Genomic DNA, 11909 nt, shown 5'->3' with positions numbered 1-11909 from the left:
GCAGTGGCTACACACCTACAATCACCACCGCGGACACACCGCGCTCAAGGGCCAACCACCCGCCAGCCGCGTCCCCAACCTCACGGGTCGGTACAGTCACTCCGTGACCAGCTCCACCAGGCACGCCAGGAGCAGACTCGAGGCGGAGCGAACGCCGCGTGACCCGCTCCCCCGCCGCCCATGGCGGCACCCTCGTCCTCGACAGCGAAGGGCTAGCCAAAGCCGTCCTGCGCGACCGGACAGTCACCGGCTGGCTTGCGCTCGCCCGCGCCGACGACCTGCGCGTGGTCACCTCGGCGGCCACGCTGGTGGAAGTGGCCCCCCCGGATCGGCTGCCCTGCCCTGGAGTGGGCGCTCTCCCGCCTCGTCGTGGAACCGGTCACCGAGACGATCGCCCAGCACGCCGCCATGCTCCTCGCCGACTCCGGCCTTTATGGCCACAAGCACGCAATAGACACCATGCTCAGCGCCACCGCCCTCGGCGCTCCCGGCCCGGTTACGGTCCTTACTTCCGACCTCGAGGGCCTCGCCCCCCTGTGCGGGACCTGCGTCGCCGTCATCAAGGTCTGAGCACCGGCTCCCTGCCCGCGGTGCCGCCATCGTCTGTGGCGTGGGCGTACCTACCTGCCGATGCCGAGCGGCGCTCGCATCGCGACCTCGTCAGTGGCTGCGGCCGGATTCAAGTTGCCGTCGTCCTTCGTTTCAGTGAACTGGGCCTCAGCCGAGGATGAGGGTGCGAGCCTGTACCCCTGGGCGACCCGCTCGGCGGTCCGACGGCGGGCACCACACCTGTGCCACGATGCTTTGGGCGCTCCGCGATCGATCAGGCGGCAGCACTTCTCCAGTGGCCGCGGCCGGATCGCGTATCTCTGACATGCGGGATGACCTCGGTGTCGACTTCTCCCACGTGCTGACTTTTCGAACCGGGCGGGCATGGATACCGTCTCCTTCAATTGCAGTGAAAGCAGGGGGAGTTGAGATGACTGGTGTTGAGGTAGCCGTCGGGGTTCTGTTCGCCTGGACGGTGCAGAAGGCCAGGCGTGTGGCAGGGCGGGCCGATGCGGAGGTCGACCGGGCGTTGGATTCAGCGATGGACGGACTCCATGACCTGGTGAGCACGAGGCTGGGTGAGCAGCCCGCGCTGCGGGAGCTGACCGCCGAGGCCGAAGCAGTCGGGACGGCGGAGGAAACCGCCGCGCTCAGCGCCCCCGTCCGGCAGCGGATGCAGCACGCGCTGACGTACGCGGCCGAGCGCGACGCGGACTTCGCGGCGGCTCTGGAGCGCGCCGTCCAGAAGGTGCGGGACGCCGAGGACCGCCCGGCCGGCCGGGCGAGGGCGGAAGGCGTCGGTGGCGTAGCCGTCAGCGGAACCCTGAAGATCAGCGCGGAGACCGGCGGCGTGGCCGCCGCGATCATGGGGAACGTGACAGTAGGAAACCCTCCGCAGCCGGGCCCGCAGCACGGCTGAGCGCGCCCGGCGTTCCGCAAGCCACCCGGTCCGCGCAGGCCGCCGAGGTCGCATCCGCCACGCGCCCGCGCCTCCACTCCGAAGGAAACATCACCCACGCCGAGAGCGGGGCAGTGGCGGTCGGCCACGCCGACCTGGTCTCCTACGTCCGGAAGCTGCGCCGCACTCGTGTCCTGCTGGCCGTAACGCCCGTCGTCGCGACGGGCGTTACGTTCCTGGCCATCGCCCTCGCACCGCATCAGTCCGCCCCCGAAGGCCGACCTCGGGCGCAGGGGACGCCGCTCTCCTCGGCGTCGTCCCCTCTTTCTCCGTCGCCCTCTGCGTCGTCCCGGGCCTCTGGAACGCCGGCCGCCTCGCCCACCGGGCCCGGTACCGGCGCCCCCACAGTCGCAACCGCCGGCCCCGGCGAGGCAGAGCCCCGCCACGGGAAGCGGCTCGCACGGGCACTCCAGTTCGGCATCGTTCTCCCCGCCCCAGCTCCCACTTGGAGAACGTCAAAGCGGGTCAGTGCGTCGCCGGCGACAGCACCTTCATGTCCATCGGCGCCTGCAACGCCAGCTACGCCTACACCTGGACGCTGCGCCCCACCGGAGACAACACCTTCGAACTGGTCAACCGGGCCAGCGGCTCCTGCCTGACAGCACCCCCGGGCAACGACTACCAAGCCAGTCTCACCAACTGCACCTCCGGCAACATCCACTGGCGTCTCGGCACCACGACCGCGGCGGACCAAACGCTGAAGAGCACCGAGACCGACCACTGCCTGAACATCGACTCACCGCCGTTCAGCGGCACCTTGGTGATGGTGGCCACCTGCAACAGCGATGACCGGAAGCAGCTGTGGAAAGCCGGCAAGGCAGGCTGACACGCCACCTGGACCACGTCCACGTTCCACGCTCTCGCGGCATCACGTGCTCTCCGCGCACGCGGTGCCGGGAACGCAGGTCGGTGACGTAGTCCGCCCGTACGGTCGCTAGGCAGCCCATCGCCGCTTGCGCCAGGATCTCACCTGAGAAAGAACACTGACTACGAAATCCTAATGATTAGGGTTTCGTAGTCAGTGTTGCTACGGTGTGGACATGGCGACGACTCATGGGGCTGCTGGAACGGGGCCCGGTAGGCAGGAGCGTAAGAAGGCTGCGACGCGGAAGGCTCTGTCCGATGCCGCGCTGGAGCTCTTCTTGGAGCGCAGCTTCGACAAGGTGACGGTGGCGGAGATCGCGGCGGCGGCCGACACGGCGGTTACTACGGTGTTTGCGCATTTTCCGGGGGGTAAGGAAGCGCTGATTCTTGAGGACAGCGGGGAACGGGAAGCTTCTTTGGCCGCCGCGGTGCGTGGGCGGGCCGAGGGGATTTCCGTCCTTGACGCGCTTCATGCGTTCTTTGCCGGGCGGGCGCCGTTTGCCGAGGATTTGCCGGAGGAGTATCGGCGGCGCATGGATCTGGTGATGAGCACGCCTGCTCTGTGTGCCTATGCACGTCGGGTCTGGGTCGCCTGTGCGGACAGTCTCGCCGGGTTGCTGGCCGAGGCCGCTGGGCGGGCGGAGGCCGATGACTCCTTGCGGGTGCTGGCCCGCTACGTCCTGGAGACGCCCGACCTCGCCTCCGGCTGCCCAGACCCCAGGGCCGCCCTCGCCTCGGCCTTCCATCACCTCAAGCTCGGCTGGCCCGGCTTTTAGCCGCTGCGCCGCTTCCTCTCCGTAAAGGAATCCCATGGCCTGGAACGTTCATCGGCCGGCGCGCGCCGAGCACCTGACCGCCCTCGTGACCGGCGGCAACGCCGGCATCGGGTACTTCATCGCCGAGCAACTCGCCGAGGCGGGAGCGACTGTCGTCCTGGGCAGCCGGAGCCCAGCCAAGGCCGCTGCGGCCAAAGCCGCCATAAGAACCCGAGTACCGCAGGCTCGGGTGCACCACATGCCGCTCGATCTCGCGGATCTTTCGTCGCTGAAGGCGTCTGTGGACGGGTTGCCGCTGGATCGACTGGACGTCGCCGTTTTCAATGCCGGCATCGCGCTCGACGATCCGCCCCGGCGCGAGAACGCCGCCGGTCACGAGCAGATGTTCGCCACCAATCACCTCGGGCACTTCGCGCTCACCCACTGGCTGGGCCCACTGCTCAAGGCGGCCCCCGCCGCGCGCGTCGTCACGATGGGCAGCTTCGCCGCGCGTTCCGAGCGGCTGGACCTGGACGATCTCCAGTGCGCGCGCTCGTACGACCCGAAGCAGACCTACGGGCGCTCCAAGCTCGCCCAGATGAGCTTCGCCTTCGAGCTGGACCGGCGGCTGCGCGCCGCGGGAAGCGATTGTTCCAGCCTGGTCGCCCATCCGGGCGGGGCGCTGGACTCCCTCACCCCCTCGCGGCCCGGAGTCCACACCAACCCCCTCTCCCGCCGGCTGCTCGGCCTCCCGGCCGGAGTGGTGCTGCAAGGCAAGAACGCCGGCGCCTGGCCCGCCGTTCGCGCCGCCCTCGACCCCAAGGCGACCGGCGGCCAGATGTGGGGCCCCTGGGTGTTCGGCCTGCGCGGTGAACCCCGCGTCGAGCGGCCGCAGCCGCATATGACCGACCCCGATACCGCGGGCCAACTGTGGTCCGCCAGCGTCGAGATGACCGGCGTCGACCCTGCCGCGTCGCTCTGAGGAATTCAGGAAGCACTGCCCCGGCCGGCGGCTGTGTGAGGTCATGAACAACGGGTCCCTAAAGGAGACCGTTCATCCAGATCGCTGAGGTCTGCGCACCTGAGCCCCACTCCGGTCGCCCGATGGCCGAAGGCCCTCCAGCAGTTGATCACCCAGGTGCGGCCCCCTCGCTCACCCGCGAGGGGGCCGCACCGTCCCGTACGGTCAACGGCTCGGCAACAGGCACCCGCAGCGCCGGTCCGTCGTCCAACACGAGCACGACCGCACTTCCACCGGACGCGTACCGCTCACCTGTCACCCTGCGAACTCCGTGCCACGTACCCCACACGCGTACGCACTGCCCGGCACGCACCGTGACCGCCGCGATCTCCATTCCCACCGCCTCGGCCACGCAATTCGGGACCTTCAACGTTGCCCACACCGTCTTCCCGACCCCACCCTCGCGCTGCTCGACACCCCACCGGTGAGCCACCGCCTCCACCAGCAGCAGCCCGCGCCCGTGCGTCTCCCCCTCCCCTGGCGTCTGCACCTCAGGCCACCCCGCCCCGGCGTCGCTCACCTCCAGCCGCAGCAACCTGTCTTCCACCTGCCGTACGATCCGCACCCCGACCTGGCGATCCTTCGGCACCCGCACCCGAAGCGCATTGGTCACCAGCTCGGAGAGCACCAACTCGGCCTCGTCCACGACGTCTCCGCCGACGCCCCAGCTGCCGAGTACCGCGTGCAGCAACGCCCGTGCTCTGGGAACACTGCTGCGACGCCGACCCAGCCGAAAGCCCACCTCATACGGTTCACCCATGACAGCTCCCACCGATTCGGCCAGCAGCCCGCGCCCCCGGATGAGAGCCGTCACCTGCTCGACCACAAGTCGCTCCGCGCGCCTCAACTGGCGCGCCAGACTCGACCACTCTCAGCATTCATCCGAGTGCAGTCCGTTACAGCAGCTAAGCTGCACCCCACGCGAGGCAGCGTCAAGCCACCCGCCTGTCACGTGCCAAGCAAGGTGGCAATTGCCCACTTCTGATCGCTGCCGATCGGGAAGATGCCTATAACTGAACTGACCTCAGGGCTGGTTCACGACGCTAGGAAAGATCAATGACCAGCAACAGCAGCACCTTGCTGATGTCCCGCGTCACCTTCGGCCGGGCCCTGCGACGCCTCCGCAGTCAGGTCAACCATTTCAAGATCGCGGAGGTGGCGTCAGCCCTCGGCTGCGACGATTCCTTGATCAGCCGTATCGAGACCGGCAAGCGCGTGTGCTCCCAGGAGCACTTCGCCAAGCTGATGGACTTCTACGAGGTTCCCGCGCCCCAGCGGGACGAACTCGCTGAACTCCACGCGTCCACACGGGAACAGCGCCCGCCGTGGTGGTCTCCGTACAGCGAGGTCATCAGCGCCCAGTACGAACGGTTCCTCGGCTTCGAAGCAGCGGCCTCGATCGTTCGCGAGTACCAGGTCGGCATCCTGCCCGGCCTGTTGCAGACTGAGGCGTACGCCCAGGCGGTCACTGGCGTGGGCTTCACCTCATTGGGACCGGACCAGATCGACGCACTCGTTGAGGTACGGGGACTGCGGCAACGGCACTGTTTGCTGGAGGCCGAATCCCCGCTGGAGTGCCACTACGTCGTCACACAAGCGGCCCTGGACTTCCGGGTAGGAGGGAAGCGCACGCATCAGGAACAACTGGAGTACCTGCTGGACATCTCGACGCACGACAGCGTCGACCTCCGGATCGTCCCCTACGAAAAGGGCGAAGAGGCAGCGCAGATCGCGGCGTTCATGATCCTCAAGTTCGCGGACGAGGACGTTCCCGATGTGGCCTTCGGCGAGTCGGTCGCTGGTAGTTTGACGATGGACGACCCCCGCGACCTGCGACGCCTGCACCGGCTCTTCCGCAGTCTCACGGATGCGGCACTCTCTCCCGACGAGAGCCGCGACATCATCACCCACACCAAGAGCAAGGAAGTCTGACCTGATGGAGAAGGCAGAGCTGTACGCGATCAACCCCGACACCCTCACCTGGCAGAAAAGCACCTTCACCGCCAACAACGGCCAATGCTTCGAACTCGCCCCCCTCCCCGACGGCGCCGTAGCCGTCCGCGACTCCAAGAACCCCTCCGGCCCCCACCTCTGCTTCACCCCCGGCGAATGGCACGCCTTCAAGGCCGGCATAGCCGCCGGAGACTTCGACAACCTGTAGGCGCTCGCCCTCACCGCCGCTCTCCTGCCGGACTCTCCGGCGGGTAGCGCACGTGCGCGACTCGCGTCGCGCCAGCGCACTCCTGGCACGCGTCGCTTGCCCGTCACGCGCCGTCTGGGACGGTCCTGCCCGCGTCGCGCTCAGGTCGGTGGGGCCTCCTGGCGGCCGGGACCGGGGGGCTTGCCACCATGAGGCGAGTGATTCGCCGGAGGCCGTCTGGCGCTGGCATGATTCAGGAATGTCTGCCGAGCACATCATCGCCGCCTGCGACGGGGCGTCCAAAGGAAATCCGGGCCGAGCCGCCTGGGGCTGGGTCTCTGCCGATGCCGAGGGGCGTCCGCTGCGTTGGGAAGCGGGGCCGTTGGGTACGGCGACGAATAATGTCGCTGAATTGACGGCCCTTGCTGAATTGCTGGAGGCGACGGACCCGGCTGCCCAGCTTGAGGTCCGGATGGATTCCCAGTACGCGATGAACGCGGTGACCAAGTGGATCGCCAGCTGGAAGCGCAATGGGTGGATGACCGCCTCGAAGAAGCCCGTCGCCAATCGGGAGCTCGTGGAGCGTATCGACTCGCTGCTCGACGGCCGCGCTGTGGAATTCGTCTACGTTCCCGCACACCGTGAAGACGGCGACCACCTGAATGCCATCGCCGACCAGGCCGCCAGTGACGCCGCCGAAAGCCAGGTCGCTGCCGGCACCTCGCAGGGAGCTCAGGAGTTTCCGGTCCCGCGTCCCGCCTCTCAGGGACAGAAGAGCCCTAAGAAAGCGGCTAGCCGGCCTACGTCAGGAGGCAGGACCATCAAGGCCAAGTTCCCCGGACAGTGCGGTGGTTGCGGTCGCCCGTATGAGGCGGGAGCCCAAGTGGCCAAGGGTGCGCGGAGCTGGGGCCACCCGGAGTGTCGCGCCGACTGACCTTCGCGGCCTTCGCCCCTCGCCCCCCTCGGGGGCGGGGGGGGCACCGCGCGCCTCAGAGGGCGAACTCCTCTTGGCGCCCCCTGCCCCCTCAGAGGCTGGGGCGCATCGGCCCCATCCGTCGGGCGCACCTGCCGAGGAGGGCCGACGGCAGGATGAGTGGCATGAGCGAGCCCACCCGTAAGTACTCGATCACCATGCCGTGCGACATCGCCGAAGCCGCCAAGGCCCGCAGCGGGTCCTTCGGCCTGTCCGCCTACGTGGCCGCAGCCGTCAGCCGCCAGATCGAGCGGGACAACCTCAACGAACTCATCCAGGTCGCCGAAGCCGAGCACGGCCCTATCACGGCCGAGGAGTTGCGGTCCCTCCGTGACCAGCTCCACCAAGCACGTAACGGGCAGGCAGAGAGGGGTGCGAACGCGGCCGACTCGCTACCCAGCTCCCCGGCGGCATCCTTGTCCTCGACGGCGAAGGGCTGGCCAAGGCCGTTCTCCGCGACCGAACGGTGACTGGCCGGCTGGCCCTGGCCCGCGCCGATGACCTGCGTGTGATCACTTCAGCAGCCACGCTCGTGGAAGCAGTGCGCCCCAGGATCAACCGCCCGGCACTGGAACCGCTCACCGAGTCGATCGCCCGGCACGCCGCCGCACTCCTCGCCGACGCCGGCCTCCATGGCCACAAGTACGCCATCGACGCCATGCTCAGCGCCACAGCGCTGGCCAGCCCCGGCCCCGTCACGGTCCTCACTTCCGACCCCGAGGATCTCACCGCGCTGTGCGGCGGACGCGTCACCGTCATCAAGATCTGACCGTCGGCGGTAGCGATATGCGTGTGGCCCCCGGCGAACTCTCGCCGGGGGCCACACGTCGACTGAAGTCGGAGACTACTTGCAGTCGCCCAGCTGCTTGTCGAGCGGGACGGCGATGTCGTGGATCTGCTTCATGGCCTTGCTCGGGTCGGCGGCGTCGAGGCCCTTGCGGATGCTCTTGATGTTGGCGACGTACTTGGTGTACTCGGCCTGGTGGTCCTTCGGGATGTCCTTGGCGGCGTCGTCGAGGAGGCCGATCCAGCGGTCGAGCTGGGGCTTGACCTTCGCCGGGTCGTTGCTGGTCGCCAGGACGTCGAAGATGCTCTTCAGGACCTTGCAGTCCGGAGGGGTGGCCTTCGACGGGGTCGCGCTGACGGCGGCCGGAGCGGCGAAGGCGGCACCGGCACCGCCCGCTACCGCGGCGGCGGCGAGAAGGAGGGAGGCACCCGTCCTGGCAACGGTCGTGTTGAGCTTCATGAGAGTCTCCTCGTTCTAGTGGGGGGAATTGACTCGTTATTGAGTTTTCCGGTGAGCCCTTACAGGTTCGGGATCACCTTTTCGACGTACAGCTTCAGACTCGACATCATCTGGTCGAGGTTCTGGCCGCCGAAATCCACCTGCCACAGCAGGGTGTCCACGCCGTATTCCTCGCGGAATTCGTGGATGCGTTCCACCACGGTTTCCGGGGAACCGATCACGGCCGTACCGTGTTTGCGGACATCGAAGTCGCGCAGGTTCTTGGCGTGCCGGCCCATGCTTTCGTAGCCCACATACTGGCCCGACTTGGTCGTCTCCCAGGATGAGGCGGCCTCGGACCATACCGACATGTACTCCCGGTACAGCGGCTCCGCTATGCGGTATGCCTCTTCGTCCGTCTCCGCTACGTAGAGCGGAGTACTCAGTGCTATTCCGGGGAGTTCGCGGTCGCCGCCGTGCTTCGCGGTGAACGCGTTGCGGTACAGATCGATGACGTACTTGCTGAGGCCGACGTCCTGCTTCAGCGGCGCCAGTGCCAGCATGACGCCGAAGGCGTGCTCACCCAGCCAGGTGAAGCTCTCCGGGGAGCGGACCGCGGCGCCCCAGACGGGCGGGTGCGGGTCCTGTACGACCCGTGGCAGGGAAGTCGCGTCGGTGAAGGAGAAGAAGGGGGTGTCCTCGGTGACCTTCTCCTCCGTCCACAGCCGGAGTACCGCGTTGATCGTCGCCTCGTAGCGGGCCCGGCTCTCGTCCATGGGGACGCCGAACGCCTCGAACTCGTAGGGCAGCCAGGCCCTGCCGAAGCCGAGGTCCAGCCGGCCGTTGCTGATGGCGTCGACCATCGCGGCGTGCGCGGCGATCTGGATCGGGTGATGGAAGGCGGGCAGCACCGCGCCCGTCATCAGCCTTATGCGCTCGGTCTGCGCGGCGACCGTGGAAAGGAACGTCAGCGGGCTCGGGCAGTAACCGCCGTACTCGCCAATGTAGTGCTCCGTCATCTTGACGTAGTCGAGTCCGGCCTGGTCCGCGAACCGGGTCAGCGCCAGGGCATCCCGGTAGTACTCCACCGCCGAACGCCGGTCGGGACGACAGTCGGGGAGAAGTGAAATACCGTGCCGCATGGCGTTGTTCGTTCCTTTCCTAGCCACATTTGCCTTCATACGCGCGTCAGCGCGTCACTCGGCGGTGATGGCCGCGGGTCACCGGACAAGCCGACGCCGCGCGGCCACTACCGCCGCGTCGGGATCACGCGCAGGTGCTGGTCGTGCTGGTCGTAGAGGACGAGGTGCTGCTGCTGTCACAGCTGGTCGAGCTGCCGCCGAGCAGCGTCTCGCTCACGTCCGCGTAGTCGTTGATCTCGAAGGTCTCCGACTCCAGCGCCAGCATCTCGTCGGCAAGGGAAGCCAGATCGGACTGCATCGCCATGATCACTCTCCTGTGGAAGGGGCTCCCGGCAGCCGGGGGCCACGGGAACTCGGGCACGCCTCGTGCCCGTACACCGTTATCCCCGGCCCCGCTGGCAAACGGCCCGGCGTACCGCTGACACCCTTCTGACACCTGGGCTACAGGCCCGGCCCCAGGCACGCCAGCGCCCCGGCGGCCATCGCGTGTACGGCCCCGCGCAGCGTCGGCACCGCCTCCGGCGCGAACCGCGGCGAGTGGTTGGGCGGGAGGGCCGCGAGCTTCTCCGCCGGTGGCGCCTCCGCGGACCCGGCCGCCGCCGTCCACTGCGCCGTCCCCACGCCGCCCGTCATCCAGTAGACCGTCGGTACGGCCGGGCCCTCGTACAGGCCCGCTTCCGCGCCCGCGGCTCCGTACCAGGGGAAGTCCTCCGACGCCGTGGACGACGGCCACACCACCACCCGGCCCGCGCCCAGCGCCGCCTCGTGGGCGGCGCGGACCACGGCCCCGTACCGCGCGTCGTTCACATTGCCGGGGGCGCGGGCGGTCACCTCGGTCTCCGGGGGGCGGGGGCTGCCGGCCGTCTCGCTCTCCGCCCGCAGCGCCTCGCGCACCACCTCGACGGCCGCCGTCACCGCCGCGTCCTCGGCGGCCCGTACGGTGATGCCCAGCGTGGCCCGGTCCGGCACCACGTTGGCGCGGGTCCCGGCGTGCAGGGTGCCCACCGTCAGCACGGTGCCGGGAGGCGTACGCGCCTTCATCCGGGCCACCGCCAGCGCGGCGATCTCCGCGGCGTTGACGGCCAGGTGCGGCATCCCGGCGTGCCCCCCGCGCCCGTGCACCGTCGCCTCGACCGTGGCGGACGCCGCCGTCATCGGTCCCGTGCCGTGCGCGACCAGGCCGGCCGGGAACGGGGCCACATGCTGGGCGAGGACCACGTCCGGCCTCGGGAAGCGGGAGTACAGCCCGTCGGCGAGCATCGCGCGGGCCCCGAGCAGCGTCTCCTCCGCGGGCTGGCCGACGAACACGGCGGTGCCGGACCACTCTCCGCGCAGCTCGGCGAGGACCCGCGCGGCCCCGGTCAGCGCCGCCGCGTGCACGTCGTGGCCGCACGCGTGCATCACCGGCACCTCGGTGCCGTCCGGACCCGGCGCCCGGGCCTCGCTGGCGTACGGGAGGCCGGTGTCCTCCCGTACGGGCAGGGCGTCCAGTTCCGTGCGGAGCAGGACCGTGGGCCCGGGGCCGTTGCGCAGCACGCCGACCACTCCGTGGCCGCCGACGCCCGTCGTGGTCGCGCAGCCTGCGCCGGTGAGCGCCGCGGCGAAGCGCGCGGCCGTACGTTCCTCGTGGCCCGAGAGCTCCGGGTGGGTGTGCAGATCGAGGTAGAGCTTCAGCACCGGGGCGAGGGTGTCCGCCGCCTCCGCGCGGAGTGCGGCCGTCAGGCCGTCGTCGGGTGCGGCCGTCAGGCCGTCGGTGAGTGCGCCTTGCACAGGGGCTTCTTGCACAGGGGCTTCCTTCCCCGGGGCGGCCGTGGCGGTCGCGCGCCGAGAGGTGTCAGAAGTGTGTCAGCGGGACGCCGGGGCGTTTGCCAGCGGGGCCGGGGATAACGGTGTGCGGGCACGGTGCGTGCCCATGTTTTATTCGGCTTTTTCGACGGTCCCGGGCTGCCGGGGCCCACTGCCCATAGGAGAGTGATCATGGCTACGCAGTCCGAGCTGGCTTCCCTTGCCGAAGAGATGCTGACCCTGGAGTCGGAGACCTTCGAGATCCAGGACCACGTCGACGTCACGGAGACGCTGTTCGACTCGACCAGCTGCACCAGCTGCAGCACGACGTCGAGCACCACCAGCTGCACCAGCTGCTGCGCCTGAGCGCGTCAGTATCAGCAGGGCCCAGCGGGCCGCCGGGTTCTCCGGCGGCCCACTGTGTAACACGCAAGACCCGTTTTCAGTGAAGGGGCCTTGAGGCCGAAAGGGGCTCCGCAAAACCCAGACGCTGCCCG

14 protein-coding genes and 2 pseudogenes are annotated in these 11909 nt (G+C 68.9%); 11 read left to right on the top strand and 5 right to left on the bottom strand.

Features of this window, described 5'->3' with window-relative positions; all coding sequences use genetic code 11:
* Positions 1 to 158: 158 nt before the first annotated feature.
* From AC07AB_RS35575 to AC07AB_RS35555, 5 genes and pseudogenes are all read left to right on the top strand, one after another.
* Positions 159 to 570, top strand: a pseudogene (locus AC07AB_RS35575) (DNA-binding protein).
* A gap of 409 nt (positions 571 to 979) precedes the next feature.
* Positions 980 to 1468: a hypothetical protein gene (locus AC07AB_RS35570; RefSeq protein ID WP_478575963.1), complete on the top strand. Its 489-nt coding sequence runs from the start codon at positions 980 to 982 to the stop codon at positions 1466 to 1468.
* Between the two features lie 484 nt (positions 1469 to 1952).
* Positions 1953 to 2333: an RICIN domain-containing protein gene (locus tag AC07AB_RS35565; RefSeq protein WP_478575962.1), complete on the top strand. Its 381-nt coding sequence runs from the start codon at positions 1953 to 1955 to the stop codon at positions 2331 to 2333.
* A 214-nt stretch (positions 2334 to 2547) separates the two neighbouring features.
* Complete coding sequence (locus tag AC07AB_RS35560; RefSeq protein ID WP_478575961.1) at positions 2548 to 3147, top strand: TetR/AcrR family transcriptional regulator; 600 nt, start codon at positions 2548 to 2550, stop codon at positions 3145 to 3147.
* A 34-nt stretch (positions 3148 to 3181) separates the two neighbouring features.
* Positions 3182 to 4108 carry an SDR family NAD(P)-dependent oxidoreductase gene (locus AC07AB_RS35555; RefSeq protein WP_478575959.1) on the top strand — a complete coding sequence of 309 codons (927 nt, stop codon included), beginning with the start codon at positions 3182 to 3184 and terminating at the stop codon, positions 4106 to 4108.
* Positions 4109 to 4256: 148 nt separating this feature from the next.
* Here AC07AB_RS35555 and AC07AB_RS35550 read toward each other — a convergent pair whose 3' ends face one another.
* Complete coding sequence (locus AC07AB_RS35550) at positions 4257 to 4907, bottom strand: ATP-binding protein (RefSeq protein WP_478575958.1); 651 nt, start codon at positions 4905 to 4907, stop codon at positions 4257 to 4259.
* 296 nt (positions 4908 to 5203) lie between these two features.
* Here AC07AB_RS35550 and AC07AB_RS35545 point away from each other — a divergent pair, with 296 nt between their 5' ends.
* The 5 genes and pseudogenes from AC07AB_RS35545 to AC07AB_RS35525 all read left to right on the top strand — a co-directional run bounded on the left by AC07AB_RS35545 (position 5204) and on the right by AC07AB_RS35525 (position 8029).
* Positions 5204 to 6079, top strand: a complete 876-nt coding sequence (locus tag AC07AB_RS35545; protein ID WP_478575957.1) for a helix-turn-helix domain-containing protein — start codon at positions 5204 to 5206, stop codon at positions 6077 to 6079.
* Positions 6080 to 6083: 4 nt separating this feature from the next.
* Positions 6084 to 6308, top strand: coding sequence for a DUF397 domain-containing protein (locus tag AC07AB_RS35540; RefSeq protein WP_478575956.1), 225 nt, complete (start codon positions 6084 to 6086; stop codon positions 6306 to 6308).
* 238 nt (positions 6309 to 6546) lie between these two features.
* Positions 6547 to 7221, top strand: coding sequence for a ribonuclease H family protein (locus tag AC07AB_RS35535; RefSeq protein ID WP_478575954.1), 675 nt, complete (start codon positions 6547 to 6549; stop codon positions 7219 to 7221).
* Positions 7222 to 7385: 164 nt separating this feature from the next.
* A pseudogene (locus tag AC07AB_RS35530) lies at positions 7386 to 7646 on the top strand (CopG family transcriptional regulator); the annotation flags it as partial.
* 26 nt (positions 7647 to 7672) lie between these two features.
* Positions 7673 to 8029: a DNA-binding protein gene (locus AC07AB_RS35525; protein ID WP_478575967.1), complete on the top strand. Its 357-nt coding sequence runs from the start codon at positions 7673 to 7675 to the stop codon at positions 8027 to 8029.
* A gap of 75 nt (positions 8030 to 8104) precedes the next feature.
* Here the strand turns inward: AC07AB_RS35525 and AC07AB_RS35520 are convergent, their stop codons facing one another.
* The 4 genes from AC07AB_RS35520 to AC07AB_RS35505 form a co-directional block, all read right to left on the bottom strand.
* The gene (locus AC07AB_RS35520) at positions 8105 to 8506 is read right to left on the bottom strand and encodes a hypothetical protein (RefSeq protein ID WP_478575953.1); all 402 of its coding nucleotides are present in this window, start codon (positions 8504 to 8506) and stop codon (positions 8105 to 8107) included.
* Between the two features lie 59 nt (positions 8507 to 8565).
* Positions 8566 to 9627, bottom strand: coding sequence for an LLM class flavin-dependent oxidoreductase (locus AC07AB_RS35515; protein ID WP_478575952.1), 1062 nt, complete (start codon positions 9625 to 9627; stop codon positions 8566 to 8568).
* A gap of 124 nt (positions 9628 to 9751) precedes the next feature.
* On the bottom strand, positions 9752 to 9931 hold the full coding sequence (locus tag AC07AB_RS35510; RefSeq protein ID WP_478575951.1) for a thiazolylpeptide-type bacteriocin: 180 nt from the start codon (positions 9929 to 9931) through the stop codon (positions 9752 to 9754).
* Between the two features lie 137 nt (positions 9932 to 10068).
* On the bottom strand, positions 10069 to 11397 hold the full coding sequence (locus AC07AB_RS35505) for an amidohydrolase (protein WP_478575950.1): 1329 nt from the start codon (positions 11395 to 11397) through the stop codon (positions 10069 to 10071).
* A gap of 207 nt (positions 11398 to 11604) precedes the next feature.
* Between AC07AB_RS35505 and AC07AB_RS35500 the strand changes: the two genes are divergently transcribed.
* On the top strand, positions 11605 to 11778 hold the full coding sequence (locus AC07AB_RS35500; protein ID WP_478575948.1) for a thiazolylpeptide-type bacteriocin: 174 nt from the start codon (positions 11605 to 11607) through the stop codon (positions 11776 to 11778).
* Positions 11779 to 11909 lie beyond the last annotated feature (131 nt).

It is taken from the genome of Streptomyces sp. NPDC044033, assembly GCF_056434425.1.
The sequence above is the reverse complement of the archived record's forward strand: the minus strand, read 5'-3'. Positions and strand labels throughout refer to the sequence as shown.

What these genes read in the sequence shown, in the direction of transcription:
- AC07AB_RS35570 (WP_478575963.1), top strand. Translation starts at nt 980, where the DNA reads ATGACTGGTGTTGAGGTAGCCGTCGGGGTTCTGTTCGCCTGGACGGTG.
- AC07AB_RS35560 (WP_478575961.1), top strand. Translation starts at nt 2,548, where the DNA reads ATGGCGACGACTCATGGGGCTGCTGGAACGGGGCCCGGTAGGCAGGAG.
- AC07AB_RS35555 (WP_478575959.1), top strand. Translation starts at nt 3,182, where the DNA reads ATGGCCTGGAACGTTCATCGGCCGGCGCGCGCCGAGCACCTGACCGCC.
- AC07AB_RS35550 (WP_478575958.1), bottom strand. Translation starts at nt 4,907, where the DNA reads ATGGGTGAACCGTATGAGGTGGGCTTTCGGCTGGGTCGGCGTCGCAGC.
- AC07AB_RS35545 (WP_478575957.1), top strand. Translation starts at nt 5,204, where the DNA reads ATGACCAGCAACAGCAGCACCTTGCTGATGTCCCGCGTCACCTTCGGC.
- AC07AB_RS35540 (WP_478575956.1), top strand. Translation starts at nt 6,084, where the DNA reads ATGGAGAAGGCAGAGCTGTACGCGATCAACCCCGACACCCTCACCTGG.
- AC07AB_RS35535 (WP_478575954.1), top strand. Translation starts at nt 6,547, where the DNA reads ATGTCTGCCGAGCACATCATCGCCGCCTGCGACGGGGCGTCCAAAGGA.
- AC07AB_RS35520 (WP_478575953.1), bottom strand. Translation starts at nt 8,506, where the DNA reads ATGAAGCTCAACACGACCGTTGCCAGGACGGGTGCCTCCCTCCTTCTC.
- AC07AB_RS35515 (WP_478575952.1), bottom strand. Translation starts at nt 9,627, where the DNA reads ATGCGGCACGGTATTTCACTTCTCCCCGACTGTCGTCCCGACCGGCGT.
- AC07AB_RS35510 (WP_478575951.1), bottom strand. Translation starts at nt 9,931, where the DNA reads ATGGCGATGCAGTCCGATCTGGCTTCCCTTGCCGACGAGATGCTGGCG.
- AC07AB_RS35500 (WP_478575948.1), top strand. Translation starts at nt 11,605, where the DNA reads ATGGCTACGCAGTCCGAGCTGGCTTCCCTTGCCGAAGAGATGCTGACC.